The organism is Streptomyces sp. NPDC001157 (genome assembly GCF_053598255.1).
Genome location: NZ_JBSFJW010000013.1, coordinates 20,354 through 43,088 on the forward strand (window position 1 = coordinate 20,354; position 22,735 = coordinate 43,088).

General features: G+C 71.0%; 19 protein-coding genes and 2 pseudogenes. 12 read left to right on the forward strand and 9 right to left on the reverse strand.

From position 1 onward, the window contains the following. Positions 1-34 precede the first annotated feature (34 nt). The 3 genes from ACWDAG_RS23250 to ACWDAG_RS23260 all read left to right on the forward strand — a co-directional run bounded on the left by ACWDAG_RS23250 (position 35) and on the right by ACWDAG_RS23260 (position 3,766). Positions 35-697, forward strand: a complete 663-nt coding sequence (locus ACWDAG_RS23250; protein WP_450697464.1) for a pyridoxamine 5'-phosphate oxidase family protein — start codon at positions 35-37, stop codon at positions 695-697. A 58-nt stretch (positions 698-755) separates the two neighbouring features. Beyond that, positions 756-2,075 (forward strand): radical SAM protein, encoded by a 1,320-nt coding sequence (locus tag ACWDAG_RS23255; RefSeq protein ID WP_450697465.1) that lies wholly within the window; start codon positions 756-758, stop codon positions 2,073-2,075. Positions 2,076-2,290: 215 nt separating this feature from the next. Beyond that, a complete protein-coding gene (locus tag ACWDAG_RS23260; RefSeq protein WP_450697466.1) occupies positions 2,291-3,766 on the forward strand; it encodes a cellulose binding domain-containing protein in 1,476 nt (491 codons plus the stop codon). A gap of 74 nt (positions 3,767-3,840) precedes the next feature. Here ACWDAG_RS23260 and ACWDAG_RS23265 read toward each other — a convergent pair whose 3' ends face one another. Genes ACWDAG_RS23265 through ACWDAG_RS23275 form a run of 3 tightly spaced genes read right to left on the reverse strand, consistent with a single transcriptional unit; the run spans position 3,841 to position 6,734 of the window. Further along, positions 3,841-4,836 carry an ABC transporter substrate-binding protein gene (locus ACWDAG_RS23265; RefSeq protein ID WP_450697467.1) on the reverse strand — a complete coding sequence of 332 codons (996 nt, stop codon included), beginning with the start codon at positions 4,834-4,836 and terminating at the stop codon, positions 3,841-3,843. Positions 4,837-4,848: 12 nt separating this feature from the next. Beyond that, positions 4,849-5,913 carry an ABC transporter permease gene (locus tag ACWDAG_RS23270; protein WP_450697468.1) on the reverse strand — a complete coding sequence of 355 codons (1,065 nt, stop codon included), beginning with the start codon at positions 5,911-5,913 and terminating at the stop codon, positions 4,849-4,851. Then, positions 5,910-6,734: an ATP-binding cassette domain-containing protein gene (locus ACWDAG_RS23275; protein WP_450697469.1), complete on the reverse strand. Its 825-nt coding sequence runs from the start codon at positions 6,732-6,734 to the stop codon at positions 5,910-5,912. The genes ACWDAG_RS23270 and ACWDAG_RS23275 overlap by 4 nt, the downstream gene beginning before the upstream one ends. 146 nt (positions 6,735-6,880) lie before the next feature. Here ACWDAG_RS23275 and ACWDAG_RS23280 point away from each other — a divergent pair, with 146 nt between their 5' ends. The 4 genes from ACWDAG_RS23280 (at position 6,881) to ACWDAG_RS23295 (ending at position 11,384) form a co-directional block, all read left to right on the forward strand. After that, positions 6,881-7,897: a LacI family DNA-binding transcriptional regulator gene (locus ACWDAG_RS23280; protein WP_450697470.1), complete on the forward strand. Its 1,017-nt coding sequence runs from the start codon at positions 6,881-6,883 to the stop codon at positions 7,895-7,897. A gap of 257 nt (positions 7,898-8,154) precedes the next feature. Beyond that, positions 8,155-9,267, forward strand: coding sequence for a ribosome small subunit-dependent GTPase A (rsgA, locus tag ACWDAG_RS23285; protein WP_450697471.1), 1,113 nt, complete (start codon positions 8,155-8,157; stop codon positions 9,265-9,267). 213 nt (positions 9,268-9,480) lie between these two features. Continuing rightward, positions 9,481-10,875: a bifunctional transcriptional activator/DNA repair enzyme AdaA gene (locus tag ACWDAG_RS23290; protein WP_450697611.1), complete on the forward strand. Its 1,395-nt coding sequence runs from the start codon at positions 9,481-9,483 to the stop codon at positions 10,873-10,875. Then, complete coding sequence (locus ACWDAG_RS23295) at positions 10,875-11,384, forward strand: methylated-DNA--[protein]-cysteine S-methyltransferase (protein ID WP_450697472.1); 510 nt, start codon at positions 10,875-10,877, stop codon at positions 11,382-11,384. The genes ACWDAG_RS23290 and ACWDAG_RS23295 overlap by 1 nt, the downstream gene beginning before the upstream one ends. Here ACWDAG_RS23295 and ACWDAG_RS23300 read toward each other — a convergent pair. Beyond that, complete coding sequence (locus ACWDAG_RS23300; protein WP_450697473.1) at positions 11,381-11,758, reverse strand: PPOX class F420-dependent oxidoreductase; 378 nt, start codon at positions 11,756-11,758, stop codon at positions 11,381-11,383. The genes ACWDAG_RS23295 and ACWDAG_RS23300 overlap by 4 nt on opposite strands. 67 nt (positions 11,759-11,825) lie before the next feature. Further along, positions 11,826-12,308, reverse strand: a complete 483-nt coding sequence (locus tag ACWDAG_RS23305; protein WP_450697474.1) for a DUF456 domain-containing protein — start codon at positions 12,306-12,308, stop codon at positions 11,826-11,828. Between the two features lie 225 nt (positions 12,309-12,533). Here ACWDAG_RS23305 and ACWDAG_RS23310 point away from each other — a divergent pair, with 225 nt between their 5' ends. Then, positions 12,534-14,072, forward strand: a complete 1,539-nt coding sequence (locus tag ACWDAG_RS23310) for a protein phosphatase 2C domain-containing protein (protein WP_450697475.1) — start codon at positions 12,534-12,536, stop codon at positions 14,070-14,072. A gap of 16 nt (positions 14,073-14,088) precedes the next feature. Next, positions 14,089-14,313 (forward strand): annotated as a pseudogene (locus ACWDAG_RS23315) (thiamine pyrophosphate-dependent enzyme); the annotation flags it as partial. A gap of 9 nt (positions 14,314-14,322) precedes the next feature. On the opposite strand, the gene ACWDAG_RS23320 reads toward ACWDAG_RS23315, so the two are convergent. Then, a complete protein-coding gene (locus ACWDAG_RS23320) occupies positions 14,323-15,600 on the reverse strand; it encodes a helix-turn-helix domain-containing protein (protein WP_450697476.1) in 1,278 nt (425 codons plus the stop codon). A 202-nt stretch (positions 15,601-15,802) separates the two neighbouring features. Here ACWDAG_RS23320 and ACWDAG_RS23325 point away from each other — a divergent pair, with 202 nt between their 5' ends. Then, a complete protein-coding gene (locus ACWDAG_RS23325) occupies positions 15,803-16,414 on the forward strand; it encodes a hypothetical protein (RefSeq protein WP_450697477.1) in 612 nt (203 codons plus the stop codon). A 118-nt stretch (positions 16,415-16,532) separates the two neighbouring features. Continuing rightward, entirely contained in the window at positions 16,533-16,991 is a 459-nt protein-coding gene (locus ACWDAG_RS23330; RefSeq protein WP_450697478.1) for a hypothetical protein, read from the forward strand. Positions 16,992-17,006: 15 nt separating this feature from the next. Here the strand turns inward: ACWDAG_RS23330 and ACWDAG_RS23335 are convergent, their stop codons facing one another. Continuing rightward, the gene (locus ACWDAG_RS23335; protein ID WP_450697479.1) at positions 17,007-20,015 is read right to left on the reverse strand and encodes an alpha-mannosidase; all 3,009 of its coding nucleotides are present in this window, start codon (positions 20,013-20,015) and stop codon (positions 17,007-17,009) included. A gap of 186 nt (positions 20,016-20,201) precedes the next feature. Between ACWDAG_RS23335 and ACWDAG_RS23340 the strand changes: the two genes are divergently transcribed. Further along, positions 20,202-20,690 carry an ATP-binding protein gene (locus ACWDAG_RS23340; protein ID WP_450697480.1) on the forward strand — a complete coding sequence of 163 codons (489 nt, stop codon included), beginning with the start codon at positions 20,202-20,204 and terminating at the stop codon, positions 20,688-20,690. A gap of 53 nt (positions 20,691-20,743) precedes the next feature. On the opposite strand, the gene ACWDAG_RS23345 is transcribed toward ACWDAG_RS23340, so the two are convergent. Together ACWDAG_RS23345 and ACWDAG_RS23350 are read right to left on the reverse strand one after the other, a co-directional pair. Beyond that, positions 20,744-21,787 (reverse strand): DUF2637 domain-containing protein, encoded by a 1,044-nt coding sequence (locus ACWDAG_RS23345; protein ID WP_450697481.1) that lies wholly within the window; start codon positions 21,785-21,787, stop codon positions 20,744-20,746. A 302-nt stretch (positions 21,788-22,089) separates the two neighbouring features. Continuing rightward, positions 22,090-22,711, reverse strand: a pseudogene (locus tag ACWDAG_RS23350) (iron-sulfur protein). Between the last annotated feature and the right edge of the window lie 24 nt (positions 22,712-22,735).

The window sequence follows — 22,735 nt, forward strand, 5'->3', positions numbered from 1 at the left end:
CAATACGACTGCGATATCAGTAGCGTCCATCCGTATGACGCTCGAACCGCTCCCCGAGACCGACCTGACCCGACACCGCCGTCTGCGCGACCAGGGCAGCCTCGACCGCGCCGATCTCCACGCCATCCTCGACGCCGGGTTCGTGTGTCATCTGGGTGTGGTGGTCGAGGGGCGGCCGCTGGTCGTGCCCACGGTCTACGGGCGCGACGAGCGGCAGCTGTACCTCCACGGTTCGGTGGCCAGCCGCAGCCTGGCGGGTGGCGCGCTGGTCTGCGTCACCGTGACGCACGTCGACGGCCTGGTTCTCGCCCGCTCCGTCTTCGAACACGGCGTCAACTACCGCAGCGCGATGATCCACGGCGAGGCCCGCAAGGTCACCGACTCCGAGGAGAAGCTGGAGGGCCTGCGCCGGCTCACCGAGCATGCGGCTCCGGGCCAGTGGTCGTACGCCCGGCTGCCGAACCGCAGGGAACTCGCGGCCACCACCCTCCTCGCCCTGTCCCTCGACGAGGCCTCGGTCAAGATCCGCACGGGTGCACCCGACGACGGCGACGGACCCGACGCGGAGCTGGGCCTGTGGGCCGGAACCCTGCCCCTGACCTCGGCCTGGGGCACCCCCGTTCCCGACCCCCAGCTGCCGTCGGACACCGCCGTACCAGGACACATCGCGCGGCGCGGGGGGACCCGGCACGGCTGACGCACGGCCGGGGGCATACCGTGAGGAGTCGAACGCCTGAGCCGGAAGGAGAGTCGGGATGGGCAGCCGTACCGCACTGGTCGAGGATCTGATGGAGCGGTTCCCGCACGTACCGCGGGAAGCCGTCTTCAAAGAGGACCTGCTGCGTGGAGGCGTGGCCTTCGACCCGTCCGCGCTCAGCGACAACGAGTCCGGCGAGGTCAAGCCGAAGTCGTACTTCATCTTCTCCTTCGACCACGGCACCCTGCCGGAGCTGGGCGAGGCGGCGCTCAGGCGTCCCCCGGAGGAGATCATCCTCACCGGCGGCCCGTACGACCTGCGCCGTACCGTCGTCTCCGTACGCGTGAACCCGGCCTCGCCCTACCGCGTCGCCGCCGATGACGAGGGCATGCTCGGGCTCTACCTCGACGGCAAGCGCATCGCCGACGTCGGCGTGCCGCCGATGCCGGAGTACTACCGGCACAAGCTCTCCAACGGGAAGTCCGTCATGGAGGTGGCCCCGACCATCCAGTGGGGCTACCTGATCTACCTGACCGTCTTCCGGGTCTGCCAGTACTTCGGCGCCAAGGAGGAGTGCCAGTACTGCGACATCAACCACAACTGGCGCCAGCACAAGGCCGCCGGGCGGCCGTACACGGGAGTCAAGGACGTCGACGAGGTCCTGGAAGCCCTGGAGATCATCAACCGCTACGACACGGCGAAGGCCTCCACCGCGTACACCCTCACCGGCGGGGCCATCACCTCCAGGCTCCAGGGCCGTGACGAGGCCGACTTCTACGGCATGTACGCCAAGGCCATCGAAGAGCACTTCCCGGGCCGCTGGATCGGCAAGGTCGTCGCCCAGGCGCTGCCCAAGGACGACGTGAAGCGGTTCAAGGACTACGGCGTGCAGATCTACCACCCCAACTACGAGGTGTGGGACGAGTATCTGTTCAAGATGTACTGCCCGGGCAAGGAGCGTTACGTCGGCCGCGACGAGTGGCACAAGCGCATCCTCGACTCGGCGGAGGTCTTCGGCGCCCGCAACGTCATCCCCAACTTCGTGGCCGGCGTGGAGATGGCCGAACCCTTCGGGTTCAAGACCGTCGACGAGGCCATCGAGTCGACCACCGAGGGCCTGCGCTTCTTCATGTCGCACGGCATCACGCCCCGCTTCACCACCTGGTGCCCCGAGCCCACCACCCCGCTCGGCAAGGCCAACCCGCACGGCGCCCCGCTGGAGTACCACATCCGGCTGCTGCAGGCCTATCGCCGGACGATGGACGACTTCGGCCTGTCCTCCCCGCCCGGATACGGCCCGCCCGGACCCGGCCGCGCGGTCTTCTCGGTCAGCTCGTTCATGGACAGTCTTCCGGCCCAGGACGCGGCAGAGGTGTGAGTGGCGGACGGGGGCGGTGAGTCAAAAGCGGTCCCCGTCCGTACAGGAGTCTGGAGTTGTGCCCCACGGCAGGTTCACAGGTTCTGTCAGGACAACTGAAGACAGCGCTTGTCAGTTGTGTTGAAGACGTGAAAGGCTCTTGTTCTGCCGCGAGGTTCCCCCCAACTCCTTTGCCGAAATGGTGAGTTGACCTCGCTTGTGGATGCAGGAGACTCATGCCCGACCTGCCGACCCCGAAGGACGCCGCCGAGGCCGCGCTGTTCTCCGAGTGCTGGGACGCGGTGCTTTCCTACGCCGATCTGTGCACGGCGGGCGCCACCGCGGCCACTCAGCTGGCCACGGAGGCGTTCGCGCTCGGTATCCGCGAGGTCCGCGCCGCCGAGACCGCAAGCGCCCGGAGCAACGGCCGCCGCGCTCCCCGGCTCCCCGTGATCCCGCTGTTGCTGACCGCCGTACGCACCACGGCGGCGGCCTGGGAGGCTGACGGACAGGGCCAGGACCTCGACCCCGACCTGCGCCTGTGGCTCAACTCGGAGAAGGCCGCCCGCTACACCGGCCCCCCGCTGCAACGCCCCATCGCCCTGCGCGGTCTGCGCGACCTCCAGGAGGCGGATGCGGCGCTGCTGTGGCTGGCCGAGGTGGAGTCGTTGCCGCGGTCCGTGGTGGCCCGTCGGCTCGGCCTCGACCCGGCCCTCGTGGGCGAGGAACTCGACCAGGTGCGGGGCCTGTTCAGGGACCGCTGCCACCGCAACCATCTGGATACGCCGATGGACGCGCAGTGCCGCAGCTATGCGCGCCTCCTCGACGCGATCACCAGATCGCCCGCCGCCGACATCCCGCCGGACCTCTCGCGGCACCTCGCCACCTGCGTGGACTGCGCGGAGGCCGCCGCCTGTCTGCGTCCGCAGGGCGGCGGGCTGCCCGCCGCCCTCGCCGGCGGTGTGATCGGCTGGGGCGGCCTCGCCTATCTGGAGCGCCGCCGCCGGGCGGCCGAGGTGCGCCTCGGTGTCGGGCGACCGGAGGTGGGGGACGGGGGCAGTGGCGAATCCAAGACCGTCACCGACCGCGCACGCGTCATCCGGGGCGGGCTGCTCGTGGCCGCCGTCATGGTGTCGCTGCTGGCGCTGGCCACGTCGATGATGCCGTTCGGCGGCGGCCAGAACGATGCCGCGAGCAGCGAGGCACCGACCGACAGCAGCCCGGTGGCGGCCCCGCGCCCGTCCCTGCCGTCCGCCACACCGACGCCGAAGAGCGTCTCCCCGACCCCCTCCGCCACCCCGACGAAACCCGGTGGGGCCAAGCACTCCGACCCGGAACCCCAGGGCACCACCTCCACCACGGCGAGCAGCGCACCGGAGCCCGGCAAGAGCGCGTCCGCCACCTGCAAGGCCGCCTACCACCTGGACAACCAGTGGACCGACGGTTTCCAGGCCACCGTCACCGTCACCACCGTCGACGCCCTCGACACCTGGCGCGTCGCCTGGTCCTACCGGGACGGCCAGAAGGTCGGCCAGATGTGGGACGCGAGCGTCGCCCAGGACGGCTCACAGGTCACCGCGACCGCAGCCGACTACAACAAGGCCGTCCCCGCCCACGGCAAGATCACCTTCGGCTTCCTGGGATCCTGGCAGGGCAGGAACTCCTCGCCGTACGACTTCACGCTCAACGGGTTGGCCTGCGCGAAGAGTTGACCTCGTCCGGCCCGTGACAGGCGCTGCGACCGGGTGAACTCGGCAGAGTCACCCGGTCGTTCGACATCGGCCGGTCAGCAGCCCGATTTGTAGAAGTACTTGCTGACCGACGGGTCGTTCATGTTCGCCTTGGTGATGGCGACCATGTTGGTGCCGATCGACTTCTGAACGCTCTTGCCCTCGAAGGCGGCCGCCAGTTGGTCGACGGCCTCCCTGCCGATCGCCGCCGGGTCCTGGGCGACCAGGACCTGGAGCGTGCCCGCCTTGAGCGAGGCGACCTCGTCGGGCTCGGCGTCGAAGGCGGCGACCTTCACCGCGCCCTCCTTGCCGGCCTGCTTGAGACCGGTGGCGATGCCCTGGCCGGTGTTGGTGTTGCCCGCGAAGACACCGCCCAGGTCGGGGTGGGCCGCCAGTGTCGACTGGATCTGGGAGGCGGCGGTCGCGGGGAGGTCGTTGTCGTAGAGCGTGGGCAGCATCTTGATCTTCGGGTACTTCTTCATCTCCTCCGTGAAGCCCTTGATCCGGGCGTCCGTCGTGGAGACACCGGGCTTGACGCTGATCACGATCGCCGAGCCCTTCTCACCCATCAGCTTGGCGAGCGCGTCGGCGGCGACCCGGCCGCCCTTCTCGTTGTCGGACGAGATCCGGGTGATGCCGATCGAGTCGTCGGTGACCGTGGTGTCGACCAGCGTGACCTTGGTGCCCGCCGACTGGATCTGCTTCAGTGACGGCGTGAGCGCGCTGGTGTCCACCGGCGAGATCATCAGCCCGTCAGGCCGGGAGGCCGCCACCGAGTCCAGGAGCGGACGCTGCACCGAGACGTCCCACTGCGCGGAACCGTCCGCGCCGAAGTCCATGCCCTTGGCCTTGGCCTCCGTCTTGGCCGCACAGGTCATGGTGATGTAGAAGGGGTCGCTCTTCACACCGGTGATCAGCCGCACCTTCTTGTGCGCGGCACCGCCCGACGACCCCGAACCGCTGTCGGACGAACTGCACGCGGCGGCCCCGGTGAGGGCCAGTACGGTGCCCGCGGCGACCAGTGCGCTGCGCCTGCTGCGAATGCTCAACATCGAGACATCTCCTTAAGCTTGCTCTCGGGTCTTCCTGCGCATCTGGTCGACGTAGACGGCCGCGACGAGCACCACGCCCACCGCGACGTCCTGCCAGTACTGCTGAACGCCGATCACGATCAGCCCGGTCGTGAGCACGGCGGGGATGAACACACCGATCACGGTGCCCAGCACCGAGCCGCGCCCCCCGAACAGGCTGGTGCCGCCGAGGACCACGGCGGTGATCACCTTCAGGTTGTCGGTGGAGTGCCCCGCGATGGACGTTGTGCCGTACGACGCCAGCCACATCACCGCACCGAGCCCGGCCAGCAGGCCCATCAGCCCGTACACCTTCACCAGGTGCCGTCCCACTCCAATGCCCGCACGCCGTACGGCAGTCGGGTTGGAGCCGATGGCCAGGGTGTGCGTGCCGAACCTGGTCGCGCCCAGCACCAGGCCGAACACAGCCGTCACCACCGCGGCCAGGACCACCAGCCAGGGGATGCCGAGCACCTTGCCGAAGCCGAGGCTGTTCTGCAGATGCGTGGCCGCCGCACCCGCCGGGTCCTGGCCCCCGGTGGCGAGTTCGGCGATCCCCAGCGCGGCACCCAGACCGCCGAGCGTCACGATCAGCGGCGGCACCTTCCCGGTCGCCACCACCGCGCCCTGCAGCACGCCCCAACCGGCGCCCACTGCAAGGGCGATGACCACACAGACCGTGACCGTGCCCCAGCCTGCGTCCGGCCCGCCGTGGTGGATGTTGTACTCGCCCGCGGCCACCGCGGACAGCACCAGCACCGAACCGATGGACAGATCGATGCCCGCCGTGATGATCACGAACGTCATCCCGACGCCCAGCACCAGATAGATGGCCGCGTTCACGGCGATCTGCGTGAGGTCGTACTGGGTGAAGAACTTGCCCGGCGCGGCGATGGTGAAGAACGCGACCAGCACCACGAGGATCACGAAGGTCCACAGTTCGCTGATGCCGGCCGCCCGCCGCAGCCAGTCGGGTACGGTCCGGTGTCCACCGTCCGAAGCGGGCGGGGCCTGCTGCTGTGCCGCGGCCGGCCGGACTTCCTTGCTGTCGGCGGTCATCGCCCGTCCTCCGCTTTCCTCAAGGACCCGTTCTGCCCCAAGGACCCGTTCTGCTGGGCAGGTTCGTCCAGCGAGCCGGTCATGGCCCCGACGAGTTCCTCGATCGTGGTGTCCGCCGCGGTGAACGAGGCAACCCGTCGCCCGAGCCGCAGCACCTCCACCCGGTCCGAGACCGAGAGCACCTCGGGCATGTTGTGACTGATCAGCACGACACAGATGCCCCGGTCGGCGACCCTGCGCACGGTGTCCAGGACCCGGGCGCGCTGCACCACGCCCAGCGCGGCCGTCGGCTCGTCCATGAAGATGACCTTGTTCGCGAACGCGACCGCACGCGCCACGGCCACCGACTGTCGTTGACCGCCGGACAACGTTGTCACGGGAGCCGTCACATCTTTCAGTTCGACGCCCAGCTCGGCGAACGCCCTGACCGCCTCCCGTCGCATCGCGGGCCGGTCGAGCACTCCCAGGCGGCCGAGCAGTCCGCCGCGCACAACCTCCCTGCCCAGATACAGATTGGCCGCCGCGTCCAGATCGGGTGCGAGCGACAGATCCTGGTAGACGGTCTCAAGTCCGTGCCGCTGCGCGTCCATCGGTCCGCCGAACCGTACCGCCTGTCCCTCCACCCGCACTTCGCCCTCGTCGGGTGCGAGCACTCCCGACAGGACGTTCACCAGAGTCGACTTGCCTGCGCCGTTGTCCCCGATCAGGGCGACGACCTCGCCCGCGTACGCCGTGAAGTCGGCGCCCTGCAGCGCCTGGACGTGACCGAAACGCTTGACCACACCGTGCGCCGCGAGAAGTGGTTCCCTTGCAGAGGCCATGTTGTGCCTTCGCGTTGGTATCGTTAACAGTTCGTCGATTCTGGGAGCCCCATGGGTGGGCGTCAAGGGTCGTGTGTGCACCGGATCTCAACAGGTTGCACCACGGCCCGGAGCCGTCCCGCCCGACTGCCGAGGAGGACTGCGGCGTGGTCGGCCGCCCCACGATGAAGGACGTCGCCGCCGAGGCGGGCGTCAGCGCGATGACGGTGTCCCGGGTGGTCAACGGCGCGGGCAGCGTGGCACCGCGGACCGCCGCGAGAGTCGAGGCCGCCGTCCGCAAACTGGGCTACCAGCGCGACGAGTTGGCGCGCCAGTTGCGCCGCGCGGACCAACCGAGCCGGACGATAGGCCTGTTGGTCGACAATGTCGCCGACCCCTTCATGGCCGCCGTCGCCTCCGCCGCCGAGGACGTCGCCCGCCGGCGCGGCAGCGTGGTGCTGATCGGCTCCAGCCGCGCCGACCCGCGCCGGGAGCGCGAGGTCGTCGCCGCCTTCACCGCCCGCCGCGTCGACGGTCTCATCCTCACGCCGGCCGCGGGCAGCCACCGTTTCCTGCGGCCCGCCCAGGAGCAGGGCACCAAGATCGTGTGCGTGGACCGGGCGGCACCCGGGCTGGACGCGGACACCGTGGTGGTGGACAACCGCGCCGCGGTCGAGGAGGCCGTACGGCACCTGATCGCGCACGGCCACCGCCGCATCGGCTACCTCGGCGGACGGCAGGACATCTGGACCAACGGCGAGCGCCACCGCGGCTACCGGACGGCACTTCACACCGCGGGCATCGCCGCCGACCCCGGGCTGATCCGCCACGGTCTGCGCTCGGCCGCGTCCGCCGCCGAGGCCGTCACGGCCCTCCTCGCCTCCGCCGAGCCGCCCACCGCCCTCCTCGCCGACAACGAGAACCTCGCCTTCGGCGCGCTGACGGTCCTGCCGCCCCGGATCGCCTTCATCGCCTTCGACGACTTCCCGCTGGCCGAGCGGCTGACGCCGCCCGTCACCGTCATCGCCCAGGACCCCGTCGCGCTCGCCACCACGGCCGCACACGTGCTGTTCGCGCGCATCCACGGCGACACCTCACCGCCCCGCACCGTCGTGATGCCTACGGAGCTGATCAGGCGGGGGTCGGGGGAGGTGCCGGGGCCCTTTGCGGGGCAGGGCCGTTGAACGGGTGCGGGGGCTGATGAGCAGCTCCCGGAATATTCCGTGGCGCACGGCAGGCGTAAGGCTCTAGGGTGAGCGGGCGTGGAGCGGTGGCCGGTGGCTGCCGCTGCCGCTGTCGAACGAGTGTGGAATTGGGAGGTGTTGACCGATGGCTGTCTTTGCGACGAGCGCTGCCCGCATCCAGATCATCAAGTCCACCTCCGTGGCCGTCGGCTGACCTCAACTCCTTTCGCCGGGGCCACCCTTGTGAAGGGTCACCCTTGACTTCCAGCTCTGCCTTCAGTTCCGCTTCCGGTTCTGATTTCTCCGCGCTCGCTCCCTACGGCTGGGACGAGGCATGGGCGGACGAGTTCGCCCCCCACGAGCCCGAGGGGCTCCTGCCCGGACGTGTGATCCGGGTCGACCGCGGCCAGTGCGACGTGGTCACCGCCGACGGCGTCCTGCGGGCCGACACCGCGTTCGTCACCCCGCACGACCCGATGCGGGTCGTGTGCACCGGCGACTGGGTCGCCGTCGAACCCGGCGGCAACCCGCGCTACGTACGGACGTATCTGCCACGCCGTACCGCCTTCGTACGCTCCACCTCCTCCAAGCGGTCCGAGGGGCAGATCCTCGCCGCCAACGTCGACCACGCGATCGTCGCCGTGTCCCTCGCCGTCGAACTCGACCTCGGACGCATCGAACGCTTCCTGGCCCTGGCCTGGGAGTCGGGCGCACAGCCGATGGTCGTGCTCACCAAGGCCGACCTGGTGCCCGACCCGGTGACCCGCGCGCATCTCGTCCAGGACGTCGAGCTGTCGGCGCCGGGCGTGACCGTGCTGACGGTCAGCGCCGTGGACGGGGACGGGCTCGACGCCCTCGTCGGCCTCGTCTCCGGCGGTACGTCCGTGCTGCTCGGGCAGTCCGGTGCGGGCAAGTCGACCCTCGCGAACGCCCTCCTGGGCGAGGATGTGATGGAGGTGCAGGCCGCGCGGGACGTCGACGGCAAGGGGCGTCATACGACGACCACCCGCAACCTGCTCGCACTTCCCGGCGGGGGCGTCCTCATCGACACACCGGGGCTCAGGGGCGTCGGCCTCTGGGACGCCGAGAGCGGCGTCGGGCAGGTCTTCTCCGAGATCGAGGAACTGGCCGAGCGGTGCCGCTTCCACGACTGCGCGCATGATGCGGAGCCGGGGTGTGCGGTGCGGGAGGCTGTCGAGAGCGGGGAGTTGTCGCATCGGCGGCTGGAGAGTTACCGCAAGCTGTTGCGGGAGAACCAGTGGATCGTGGCCAAGACCGATGCGCGGGTCCGTGCGGAGCTTCGGCGGGAGTGGAAGCGGAAGGGCTCCGCCGGGCGGGCGGCTATGGAGCTGAAGCGGGGGCGGCGGTAGGGGTGCCCGGGGTGCGGGTGCCGTCTGGGGGCTGCTGCCCCCAGGCCCCCGCTGTCGGCCTGAACGGCCTCGTCCTCAAACGCCGGACGGGCTGAGAATGCCGGCCGGGGCTGGAACTGCTGGGCGCGGCTGAAAATGCCGGTCGGCAGTTCGACCTTCGTGTCTGATTTCCGCTAGCCCGGCAGTCCTGGGCGGCGGAGACTGGATGGCGTGATGGACGACGACAGCAGATACGAAGCCGTGCGGAGTCGGGATGCCCGGTTCGACGGGGAGTTCTTCTTCGCCGTTCAGACGACCGGGATCTACTGCCGGCCCAGCTGTCCGGCGGTGACGCCGAAGCGGCGCAACGTTCGGTTCTTTGCGACGGCCGCCGCCGCGCAGGGCTCGGGGTTCCGGGCCTGTCGGCGGTGTCGGCCGGATGCCGTGCCGGGGTCGGCCGAGTGGAATGTGCGGGCGGACGTGGTGGGGCGGGCCATGCGGCTCATCGGGGACGGGGTTGTCGACCGGGAGGGGGTCACCGGGCTGGCGGCGCGGCTCGGGTACAGCGCCCGGCAGGTGCAGCGGCAGCTCACCGGTGAGCTCGGGGCCGGGCCTGTCGCTCTCGCCCGGGCCCAGCGGGCACACACCGCGCGGGTCCTGGTGCAGACGACGGAGCTGCCGATCACGGAGATCGCCTTCGCGTCCGGGTTCGCCAGTGTGCGGCAGTTCAACGACACGATCCGGGACGTGTACGCGTCGACGCCGAGCGAGCTGCGGGCGGCCGCCCCGAGGGCCGGTCGGCGGGCTGCCGCCCCGACCGCGGGGATTCCGCTGCGGCTCGCCCACCGGGGGCCGTATCAGGCCGGTGCCGTCTTCGATCTGCTCGCGGGTGAGGCCGTGGGTGGGGTCGAGGAGGTGAGTGGGGTGCGTGGGCGGCGGACCTACCGGCGTACCCTGCGGCTTCCGCACGGTAGCGGCATCGTCGCCGTCGACGAGCGGGCGGGGGCCGCCAGGTCCGCGTCCGGCGCCCATCCCGGTGGCTGGCTGGACGCTCGGCTGCATCTCACCGACCCCCGTGATCTGACCACCGCCGTGGGGCGCCTTCGGCGGCTCTTCGATCTCGACGCCGATCCGTACGCCGTGGACGAGCGGCTCCGCGGCGACGAGCGGCTCGCACCGCTGGTCGCCGCCCGGCCCGGGCTGCGGTCGCCGGGGGCCGCCGATCCCGAGGAGCTGGCGGTGCGCGCGCTGGTGGGGCGGGTGGAGGCCGAGCGGCTCGTACGGGAGTACGGGAAGGCGCTCGACGCGCCGTGCGGCAGCCTCACCCGTCTCTTTCCCGAGCCCGCCGTCCTCGCGGAGGCCGAACCGGGCGGCTCCCTGGGTGCGCTCGCCGCCGCCCTCGCCGACGGCGCCGTACGCCTGGATCCGGGCGCGGACCGCGACGAGGCCGAGGCCGCGCTGCTCGCCGTGCCGGGCATGGATGCCGGTACCGTCGCCGTGATCCGTACCCGGGCGCTCGGTGATCCCGACGTCGCCCCACCCGGCGCGGACGTTCCCGACAGCTGGCGCCCCTGGCGCTCGTATGCCCTGCAACACCTGCGTGCAGCAGGAGAGTTGGACCGATCCTGATGAGTGTTCTCTGGAGCCGCTTCGACAGTCCTGTCGGGCCACTTCTCCTCACGGCCGACGCGGCCGGTGCGCTGACCTCTGTGTCCGTGCCCGGACAGAAGAACGGGCCTGTGGTGCAGGCCGGCTGGCGGCTGGAACCTGCGCCCTTCCGTGCTGCCGAGGAGCAGCTGGCGGCCTACTTCGCCGGTGAACTGAAGGAATTCCGGCTGGAGTTCAGCACCGCCGGGAGCGAGTTCAGGGAGCGGGTGTGGGCCGCTCTCGACAGCGTTCCCTACGGTGCGACCGCCACGTACGGCGAGATCGCCGCACGGATCGGGGCCTCACGGGCTGCCGTACGGGCCGTGGGCGGCGCGATCGGTGCCAATCCGCTGCTGATCGTCCGGCCGTGCCACCGTGTGATCGGAGCGGACGGTTCGCTGACCGGGTATGCGGGCGGCCTCGAACGGAAGGTGCAGCTGCTGACGCTGGAAGGTGTCCTGCGGCCGCCGTCGATCCCTCCGGCGCTCTAGTCCTCCTCGTCCTCCAGGCCCCAGCTGTGGATCCGTCGCGGGTGGATGCGGATCAGTTCCTCGCTCAAGTGCGGGCCCAACTCGTGGGGGCCGGTGAGGAGTTCGGCCTCCCCTCGGATGTCGACGCCTCGTACCTTCCACGGGCGCAGGCTCACGATGTCGTCGACGACCAGGGCCACCTTGGGGTTCTGCCGGAGGTTGCGCCATTTCTTGGTGCGGCCCAGGGCGTAGCCGCCGACCAGGATGGTGCCGTCGTCCTGGGGGAAGAAGCCGACCGGGTTGGCCTGCGGCTGCCCCTGCGGGTCGACGGTGGCCAGCCGCCCCAGGCGCTGCGACTTCAGGTACGCGCGTTCCGCCTCGCTGAATTCGGTCATGGGAGCAGCGAAACACGTTCGGCCCGCTCCGCACATCGGATCCAGGGCCTAGTTCCGTGGCCCTACGTCAGCCCCAGATGACCGCTCCCAGCCAGGCCCCGGTGATCAGCAGACAGGTGAAGAGCTCCGCCAGCACGCTGGAGCCGCCCGAGCGCATCACGGTCCGCAGTGCCGCCTTCGCCTCGCCGTGCCCGCCGAGGCGGCGGCGTTCGTACAGGTAGATGCCGCCCATGAAGCCGGGGATCGTGCCGAGCACGGGTATGAGGACGAAGCCCAGGAATGCGCCCGCGCCCGCGTACACCCCCATCAGGGGAGTGGCGCCGCTCGCACGCAGCCGTCTGGGCGGCAGGGCCCAGCGGACCACCTGGGAGAGGAACATCGCGAGGGTCGCGCCCACCAGGATCCACCAGGACACCGGCTGTGTGGCCTTCAGCGCCCACCACAGGACCGCGGCCCACACGAGCCACGATCCCGGCACCCCGGGCACCAGTACTCCGCACAGGCCGAGCAGGAGGACCAGTCCGACCAGCAGGAGGTCCCACACTCCCATCTCACCAGAGTGCCGGAGGGAAGAAGAAGACGCAGGCCAGCCCTCCGGCTCCGGGGCACACCGGCCTCACCGGGCGCCACTCCCGCGGGGAGCGGAGCTGCCCGGCGGCTTTGTTCCGCACCGCCGTTCGATCACTCACCCGATGCATCGGACGACGCCGAGTACCGGGCCGGTTTTTCCTGATGCCCCGTTTTCATACCGCCCATGCGGTGGACAATTAGGGGCATGAGCCAGCAGGGGGGAAGTCCCACCGGTCATGAGGACGACTGGTGGGGGCAGCTGTACGACGACTCCACCGAGGACACGGGCCCCGCACCCGCACCCGACACCCTGGACGACCGGTTCGCCTCGGTGACCGGAGCCGTGGGCGCCGATGCCGGGGCGGAGGCAGCGGACGAGGGGTTCGCCCAGCGGAGGGCACCCTGGGACCCCATGCCCCCGCCCGGCGGCCGTACCTCCACGGAAACGCCCGTGACGACGGTCCCCGAGTCGCGCATGCCCCCCGAGGCAGCCGGCCCCGGCAGCGGGGCGGACGTGGACCCCGCCCGGGACGGCTCGCCCGCCGCTGCCGTCATCCCGGCGGACGCGGATGCCCCGCCGGCCGGGGAGCACCGTCCGCGCCATGCCGCAGACAGCCCTTCGCCGCAGGTCGCCGACAACACGCTCCCGCACACCGCACGCCATCGCGCCGTCGCCGAGAAGCCCGTCCCGCAGCAGGCCGCCGCCCTGCCGACGCCCGCTCCCGAGGCCACCCCCGCCCGTACCGCCACCCACCTCGACCTCCCCGCCTTCCCCCCGGCCGCCGTCGACTACGTCGGCTCGGGCCCGCCCACCTACGACGCCGAACCCACAGCGCTCCCGCCCGCCGACCCCGACGACCTCGACGACCTGGTCGCGGACACCGTGCTGGACGGCGCCCGCTACGGCGCGTGCACCCTCCGTGCCGTCTCCGTCCGCGGGGACTCCGCCCGCTACCGGGGCGAGCCGCGCCGCGACTCCCTGCTCACCGCCCGCTTCGGCACCGGCGAGCACGCACTGGTCCTGGTGGCGATGGCCACCGGCGCCCGCGCCACACCGGGCGCGCACCGGGCGGCCGCCGAGGCCTGCCACTGGATCGGCCGGGCCGTCGGCCGCTCTCACGCCCGGCTCGCGGAGGACATAAGGGCCGGCCGGCGCGGCGACCTCAAGTCGGGCCTGCACCGCCTCACCGACCGCAGCCTCGGCAAACTCCGCGCCAGCGCCGCCGAGCAGGGCGTCGAGCCCGAGGAGTACGCGGCCACCCTGCGCTGTCTGCTCCTGCCCGCCGACCCGGAGTGCCGTACACGTGTCTTCTTCGGCGTGGGCGCGGGCGGACTGTTCCGCCTCCGTGACGGCGACTGGCAGGACATCGAGCCGCGGGTCAGCGAGGTCACCGGCGAACCCGTCGTCGGCTTCGGCTCGCTGCCCGCCGAGACACCCGAGGGCGACCGGCTCACCATGGACCTCGGGATCCCGACCCCGCCGAGCCCGTACGAACCGGCCCCCGAGCCGCCCCGCGAACCCTTCCGCTTCCGTGCCTCCGTCGCCCACCCGGGGGACACGCTCCTGATGTGCTCCGGCGGCCTCGCGGAACCGTTGCGCGGCGAACCCGATCTGTGCCGGTATCTGACGACCCGATGGTCCGGGCCCACCCCGCCCGGCCTCGCCGCGTTCCTCGCCGACACCCAGGTCAGGGTCAAGGGGTACGCCGACGACCGTACGGCTGCCGCAGTTTGGGAGGCGTGAAGGCCAAGCCTGTGACGGCACCGCGAACAAGAACCCCGACTTCGCGGCCGTCGCGCGCGCCTGCGGCGCTCACGGCGTCCGCGTCGAGAAGCCCAAGGACCTCGCAGGCGCCCTCAGGGACGCCTTCACGCACAAGGGTCCGGCCCTCGTCGACATCGTCACCGACCCGGGCGCCCTGTCCATCCCGCCGAAGATCAGCGCCGAGATGGTGACCGGGTTCGCCCTGTCCGCCTCGAAGATCGGGCCCTGACTAGCTGTCGGCCGGTACCCACTGGCGCACGCCATGGCCGTTCGTGCCGTACCAGTAGCGGGGCAGGCCCTTGATGCCGCTGGTGCGGAACGGGCGGCCGTGGTCGTCGATGCGGACCGTGCCGGTGCGGCCCTGGGAGGACCAGTCGAGCTCCAGGTACCAGCCGCAGTCGTAGGCCTCGGTCGTCGCGGTGACCAGCAGGACCTCCGGGTCCTGCGCGGAGACGCGGTACGGGAACTGCACGGCGGGGACGTGGTTTTCTTTGTCGTCGACGCCGGGAACCGCGCGGGCGACGGGGCGGTTGATGTCGAGGTTCACGTCGAAGTAGCGCGGGCCGAGGCCGCCGCCGCAGCCCTGCGCCATGTCGTACGTGATGCCCTTGAGCGGGGTGCCGCGGCTGACGACGCGGACCCGGAGGGCTTCGAGGACCACGGCCGTGGACGACTTGCCCTGCACCGAGATCTGCACCATCGTCTGCCGCCCGTGTACCGCCCCCTGTGTCGCCGCCCATGCCGCGGCGTCCTGCGGCACCGGCGGCGGGGGCACCTGGTCCGGCTCCTTGCCGATGACGTAGTCGTGTGCGCAGCCCCCGTCCCACACCTGCGAGTCGGCGGTCCAGGCGAGCGGCACACCGGTGGACACGGGGGTGTCGCTCTGCACGGCTGCCGACGGGCTGTTCTTCGGCCGGGGGCCCGCCGAGTCCCGTACACCCGACGAGGGGGAGGCGGAGGGGCGGGTGCGGGCGGGCCCGGTCGCCGAGGCCGAGGGGTGGTGCGAGGCGCCGGTACGGGAGTGGCCGGGCGGCGCCTGCGCCGCATCGTCCGGCGAGCGATCCGCAGACAGTGCCGACAGGCTGCCCAGCGTGACCAGCAGTACGGTCGCCACCGCCGTGCCGAGAAGCGTCCGCCTGCGCCGGAACCAGGGCGCGCGCACCACCGGACGCTCCGTACTCGAAGGCGGTGCCTCTTCGCCCTTCGTCGGCTCTACGGCTGCCTCGACCACCCTCGGGCGCTGCCGCGCCGCCACCGCGAGCAGCCACAGCCGGTGCAGTTCGAGCCGTTCCTCGGGTGTTGCCTCGCAGAAGGACGCGAGCCGTTCCACGGGCGCGAAGTCCTGCGGTACCGCCTCGCCCGCGCAGTAACGGTGGAGCGTGGAGGTGTTCATGTTGACGCGCCGTGCCAGGGAGCCGTAGCTCCGGTCCGTGCGGTCCTTCAGCTGTCGTAACAGCGCCGCGAACGCCTCGACGTCGTCCCGAGTCTCCACTGTTTCCCCCGTCATCCACCGCATCCCGTATCCCAGGCACTCATATACCTGCACGTCAGATGGGCTGGGATGGTTCCACCGTCGCCGAAAGGGCGGCAGCTGTTGCGCCGGATCGTTGTGACCGCCGATGCTCTTGGTGTCGCACCGACCAGGGCCGGACCGACCTTCCGGCGTCGGGCGACACCGACACCCATGCACTCATTCACGGGGGACATCCATGCCCAAGCGCACCAGAGCAGGCGCGCTCCTCGCCATCGCCGTCACGGGTCTGACCGCGGTGCTCGCCGGGCCGGCAGCCGCCGCCCCGAAGGCGCCCGGCTTCCTCGCGGCGGCCGACCTGCCGCCGCACCCGAGCTCGTCCTGGACGGCGGGCAAGGTCACCGCCGGCGTACCGGAGGACACGGACCGGGACACCTGCCTGCGGGCGCTGCCGGGCCACGAGTCCGCCTGGCACCGCGACTTCCGCACCGACCTCGACACGGGCGCCCGGCAGATCACCGTCGTCCTGCCCGACATCCGTGCGGCCAAGCAGCTGACGTCGTTGCTGAACAAGGACATCAAGTCCTGCGCGGCCCGGATCGAGCAGCAGGAGCCGGACACCGAGGCCACCGGCAAGGACTACGGGAAGCTCGCCGTCGAGGAGGGCGCCCATGTCTACGGCGTCCACACCGAGACCTCCGGGGGCGCGACCGACGTCCGTCTCCTGTCGGTCGGCCGGGACGGCCGCACCGTCACGGTCGTGGACTGGGGGCAGCTGGGCGACTTCAGGGGCGCCCCGGTGAAGGCCTTCAAGAAGACGACCACCACGGCCGTGAACAAGCTCCACTGACCGCACGACCAGGGCCGCCCTCTCGCCTCGGGGGTCGGGAGGGCGGCCCACAGCACAGCTCGACCACTCGATCACTCAGACACTCAGACACTCAGTCACTCGAAACGGGGAACCGAACATGAGCAGCAAGACCCGCACCGTCCTGACCGCCGGCCTTCTCGCCGTCGCCCTCGGCCTCGGCGCCACCGCCCAGGCCTCCGCCGGCGCCGGCGCCGGCGCCGCGCACAGCGTCAGCGGTAAGCCGTCCGACAACATCAGCCGCATCGCCGACTTCTACGGCGCCTACATCGACGCGGTGACCGACGAGGACAGCGGCAACCTCGGCGACGCGCTGCGCGCCCACTACCTCACCCCCGCCTTCCAGAAGGAACTGGCGGCCTGGGAGGACAGGGAGCACGCCGACGGCGTCCTGCGCGCCCAGAACGTCCCGCTCGCCTGGAAGGTCACCGACAACGGCAGCACCGCGAACCGCACGGAGGCCGTCGTCACCCTCACCTGGAGCAAGTCGACCACCACCAAGCTGGTCGTCGACATGACCCGCGACAGCCGCAAGATCTTCCACATCGGCCAGAGGTGACGGAGGCAAGGGCCGTTACGCCGGTCGCAACCGCACCGTGAGGATCTGGAACGGCCGCAGCACGAAGCTCAAGTCGCTTTCGTGCTGCGGCCGTTCCAGCAGGTCCGTCACCTCGGCGCGGCGCACCCGGAATCCGGGCGTCAGCGTGGCCCGCGCCCGCCCGCCCCGTGACTCGTACAGCCGTACCACCACGTCCCCGCTGCGGTCCTCCGCGAGCTTCACCGACTCGACGGTCACGGCAGGGTGGTCGACGTGGACCAGCGGCTCCACGACCGGTGCCTGCGCCACCCGCAGCGGCAGGTTCAGCGCGAGTCCCTCCGCGACCGCGTGCCCGACGTCCGCGCCCGGCAGCAGCGCGTAGGTGAAGCGGTGCGTCCCCAGGTCGGTCTCCGGGTCCGGGCTGTGCGGGGCACGCAGCAGCGTCAGACGTACGGTCGTGCCGAGGCCGCCCTCGTGCGGGGTACGGGTCACGTCGTGGCCGTACGTCGAGTCGTTGAGGACCGCCACGCCGTAGCCCTCCTCCGCGACCCTGAGCCAGCGGTGCGCGCAGATCTCGAAACGGGCCGCGTCCCAGGACGTGTTGGTGTGCGTCGGGCGGTGGACGTGCCCGAACTGGATCTCGGCCGTGGAGCGTTCGGCGTGCACGTCGAGCGGGAAGGCGGCCTTCAGCACCTTCTCCGACTCCTGCCAGTCGACGTCCGTGACGATGTCGAGGCGCCGGGCACCGGCCGCCAGCCGGATCTCCTGGGTGATCCGCGACTTCCCGAACGTCCGCGTCACCCGCACCGCCGCGGTCAGCGGCCCGTCCTCCACCAGCTCCACCGACTCGACGTCCGTGAGGTCCGTGTGCCGGCGCCGGTAGTGCCGGTCGATGTCCCAGGCGTCCCACGCGTTGGGATGGTCGGGGTGCAGCTGGAGGAGGTTGCCGGGGCCGCACAGCACCTCGCGGTCGGCGGTGAGATCGCGTACCGAGGAGAGCAACCCCTGTGCGTCCACAGTGACCCGGAGCCGGGAGTTCTCCAGTACGTGGCTGCCGCCGTCCTCCCCGGCCCGCACGACCTCGCCCGCCGCGCCCACCACCGGCGCACTGCCCAGGCCCGGCGCGGTCACCAGCACGCCCCCGGCGATCTCGGTCCGCTCGTACGGCGAGGCGTTGAGCACCACGGGCCCGCCCGTCCCGAGCGCCCTCACGGCCGCCGCCGTGAGCTCCTCCACCTCCGCCAGCACCCTCGCATACGTGTCCCGTGCCTCCCGGTGCACCCAGGCGATCGACGACCCGGGCAGGATGTCGTGGAACTGGTGCAGCAGCACCGTCTTCCACAGCCGGTCCAGGGCGTCGTACGGGTAGGCGTACGACGGATTGCGCACGGCCGCTGTCGTGCACCACAACTCGGCCTCCCGCAGCGCGTGTTCCGAGCGCCGGTTGCCCTGCTTGGTCTTCGCCTGGGTGGTGTACGTGGCCCGGTGCAGCTCCAGGTACAGCTCGCCCGACCATACGGGCGCCTGCGGTCCGTACTCCTCCTCGGCCGCGGTGAAGAAAGCCGCCGGCTTCTCGACCTCGACCCGCGGTGAGCCCTCCAGGGAGCGCAGCCGCCGGGCCTTCTCCAGCATCTCGCGGGTCGGGCCACCGCCTCCGTCGCCCCATCCGAAGGGGACCAGGGAGCGGGTGGCGCGCCCCTTCTCGGCGAAGTTGCGTTCCGCGTGGGCGAGTTCGCGGCCGTGAAACTGCGAGTTGTAGGTGTCGACGGGCGGGAAGTGCGTGAAGACGCGAGTCCCGTCGATGCCCTCCCACCAGAAGGTGTGATGGGGCATCCTGTTCGACTGGTTCCAGCTGAGTTTCTGGGTGAGGAACCATCGGATTCCGGCCAGTTTCGCGAGCTGCGGGAAGGCGGCGGTGTAGCCGAAGGAGTCCGGCAGCCAGATCTCCTCGGTCTCCACGCCCAGTTCTTCGGCGAAGAACCGCTTTCCGTGCACGATCTGCCGTGCCAGCGCCTCACCACCGGGCATGTTGGCGTCGGACTCGACCCACATCGAGCCGACGGGAGCCCAGTTGCCGTCCGCCACGGCCTTCTTGATCCGCTCCCAGATGTGCGGCTGGTGCTCCTTCACCCAGGCGTACTGCTGGGCCTGCGAGCAGGAGAACACCAGCTCGGGGTAGTCGGCGGCGAGCGCGGTGACGTTGGCGAAAGTGCGCGAGGCCTTGCGGACCGTCTCGCGCAGCGGCCACAGCCAGGCCGAGTCGATGTGCGCGTGTCCGGTTGCGGAGATCCGGTGTGCGCTCGCGGAGGCGGGGCGGGACAGGACGTCCGTCAGGGCGGCCCGGGCGGCGGCGGCCGTACCGGAGACGTCGTGCAGATCGAGTGCGTCGAGCATGTCCTCGAGGGCGCGCAGGATCTCGTGCCGCCGGGGCCGGTCCATCGGCAGCTCGTGCATCAGTTCCGAAAGCACCTCGACGTCCAGGACCAACTGCCACACGGGTTCGTCGAGTACGGCGAGGTCGGCAGAGCGGAATCGGTAGACGGGCCGATCCCCGGCGGTCAGGACGTCCCCCAGGTGCGTAGGCGCGAAGCCGTGCAGCACGGCCGGATTGGCGGCCGCCTCCAGTAGCAGATGCACCGGTTCGCCTCCGCTCGCCGGGGCGCCGACGGTGAGGTGACGGTTGCGCGGGTGAATGCCCTTCAGGGGCACGCCCGAGGCGTCGTGGAGCAGTCCCTCGGCCTGGAAACCGGGCCCGTCGCCCGTGAAACCGGGGTCGATCACCGCCTCCACGCGGCGCCCGGCCCACTCCTCGGGGACCCGGCCCGTCAAGCGGAACCAACTCGTCGACCAGGGCTTTCCCCAGGCGCTTCCGGTTGTGAAGGTCTCGTAATCGGCCTGCAGCGCCTGGCCCACCGGCACCGGCTCGCCCGGCACATGCCACACGGACAGCACCAGCGGCACGCGCTCCGCGTACTGCGCGGGCAGCACGAACTGCCCCATGGCGCGCTCCAGACGCGCCTCCACCAGCGTTCGGTCGTCGTGCACGGCGGCTCCCTCGGCGCTCGGACGGCACTGTCCAGCGTGCCATCCACCCGGCCGGAAGGACCGCACCCGTGGCCGAACACCTGGTCGTTCAGGATTCGACATGACTGCCGCGTGCCCAGAGGGGCATGGATCCCGTGAACGTGTTCGACAAGGAGGGGAACCGACATCGGCACGCGGGCGGGGGTCATGAAGAGGCAGGCACGAGGGGGCGGTCCCATAGCGATCGGGGCCTTCTCGGCGAAGACGGAGGACAAGACCGACGGCGACGCGGACCAGGCGCAGCCGTCCCAGATACGGAAGCTGCGGCAGAGACTGGGCCGGGCGGACCTGAAGGCGGTGCCCGAGGCACGCCGGGCACTGCGCGAGCTGTTACGGCAGTGGGGCAGGCCCGGTCGCTCGGAGATAGCGGAACTGCTCACCAGCGAACTCGTCACCAACGCACTCATCCACACCGACCACGACGCGGTGCTGACCGCCACCGTCGGGCCCCGCGGACTGCGGGTGGAGGTGAGGGACTTCGTGGGTCGCAGGCCCAGACTGCGCGTACCGAACGCCGACGACGGCACGCACGGCAGAGGCCTGGTCCTGGTGCAGTCCCTCGCGGACGCGTGGGGGGTACGGGCGCACGGGGTGGGGAAGGCGGTGTGGTTCGAACTCGACGCCGGAGCGACATGACACGGGAAGGGGGCGTGACCCGAAGGTCACGCCCCCTTCCCGTGCAGGCCGTTCTAGCCGAACTGCTGCTCGAGGTCCTTGAGCTTGCGCTCCAGGGAGTCGAGGCGCGGCAGGGCCATTGTGTCGTCCTCCGCGGTGAGGTCGACGGTCACCGGTTCAGAACCGGCCTTGCGGACGGGCTGGAGGGACGGCCGTGAGCGTACGGGCAGCGGTTCCGCGCTGGATATGGCAGGCTCCGCGGAGACCGAGGCGGAGGCTCGCTCCAGGGCCTGGGGCTCCACCTGACGACCGCCGCCGCGGCCGATGAACCCGCGGTGGCCCCGGCTGATGGCCTTGAGCTGGGCGCGCTCCAGGCGGTCCGCCTCGCGGCGCCGCAGCCGGTTCGTCTCCTTCTGCCGCTGGTCCTCGCGCACCTCGTCGACCGCCTCGTCCAGGCTGCGCACGCCCTCCAGGAGCATCAGCGACCAGGCCTTGTAGGTCTCGCGGGGGGCCCGCAGCCAGCGGACGATACGGATCTGCGGCAGCGGGCGCGGCACCAGGCCCTGCTCGCGCAGGGCGGCCCGGCGGGTCTGCTTCAGGGCTCGGTCGAAGAGGACGGCCGCAGACAGGGACATGCCGGAGAAGAACTGGGGCGCACCGTCGTGACCGATGCCCCTGGGCGCGTGCACCCAGTTGAACCAGGCCGCGGCGCCCGCGAACGTCCACACAAGTATCCGGGAGCCGAGGGCAGCGTCACCGTGGCTGGCCTCGCGGACCGCGAGCACGGAGCAGAACATGGCCGCACCGTCCAGGCCGAACGGCACCAGGTATTCCCAGCCGTCGGTCAGGCCGAGGTTCTGCTGGCCGAAGCCGACCAGACCGTGGAAGGAGAGGGCGGCGGCGACCGCCGCACAGCAGAACAGCAGGACATAGGAGGCGGTGCCATATATGGCCTCCTTGCGCCGGCGGCGCTCCTCGCTGCGCTCCCACGAATCGTCCGTCTTCGCGTGCTCCCCGGACCGCTTGCTGCGCGCGAGCACCGCCACCGCCGCCAGCATGCCCAGGAGCAGTACGGCGCCCGGAAGCAGCCAGTCCAGCGATATGTCGGTCAGTCTCATCTGGGGTCCCTTGCATTGGGATAGGGCGTAACGCCCGCCATAGTGGCCCAATCCCACCGGCCCTCAGGGGGTTTCGGGGCAAGAGGCCGCCAAGGAAGTGCAAGGGGATGCCCAGGGCGGCGTTCTGCTCGAACTGCCGCTTGAGGGGCGGGAGTTGAGTTCGAATAAGACTACCCGTACGGATGGTTCCACGGAAAGTTCCTGCGACAAGTGAGGAAGTTGTGAATCACCTGTAACCGGGCGGGCGCCTTGTTCGCGCCGATCTTACGGGACGGCAAGAGGCCGGTGCACCTGAGGGTGCCTCAACTCGCGGCGACGGCCGAGAGCTTGCCGACCCGGTCCGCGTCGTAGGTGCGCGGGCAGGCGGCAGAGGCGTCCTCGGGGCGCACGGTGTAGAACATGCGCCTCCAACTCACGCACGGCCCGCTGCTCCTCGCCGAGCGGCTGAGCGAGCGCCTCGCCTCGCAGCGCCTCCTCGTCGGCGACGACGTGTGCGCCGGACAGTGCTGCGGCCGGGTCGCCGGGCGGACAGGCGAAGTCGGTGGGCCGCGCGGTCATGCGGCCGAGGGAGAGCCGGGGACGCTCCGGTCGTACGAGACGTGACCCACGGGCAGGCGGGGCGCCCGGCGCAGCAGGACCGCGGCACGGTGATCGGCGGACGGGCGGGCCACGGGTGCCGATGCAGTCCGAAGCTCGCGACGACGTCCGGCCGGGCGCGCACTCCGTAGTCGCGCAGCATCTGTGCGTCGTCCCGTGCCGGAAATGTGTCGAGGTCGACCCGCCCTCGGCGAGCGAGGCGGCACAGACTCATCCGCCACCCGTCAGGACCTGCTCCTCGACACCCACCTCCATGACACTCGGCCCGGGGAAGGCCCTGTTCAGGCGGGCGTAGGCGTCACTGAGCGCCGAACGGGGCGCAGGCATGCGAGGACCACCGATCCACGATGG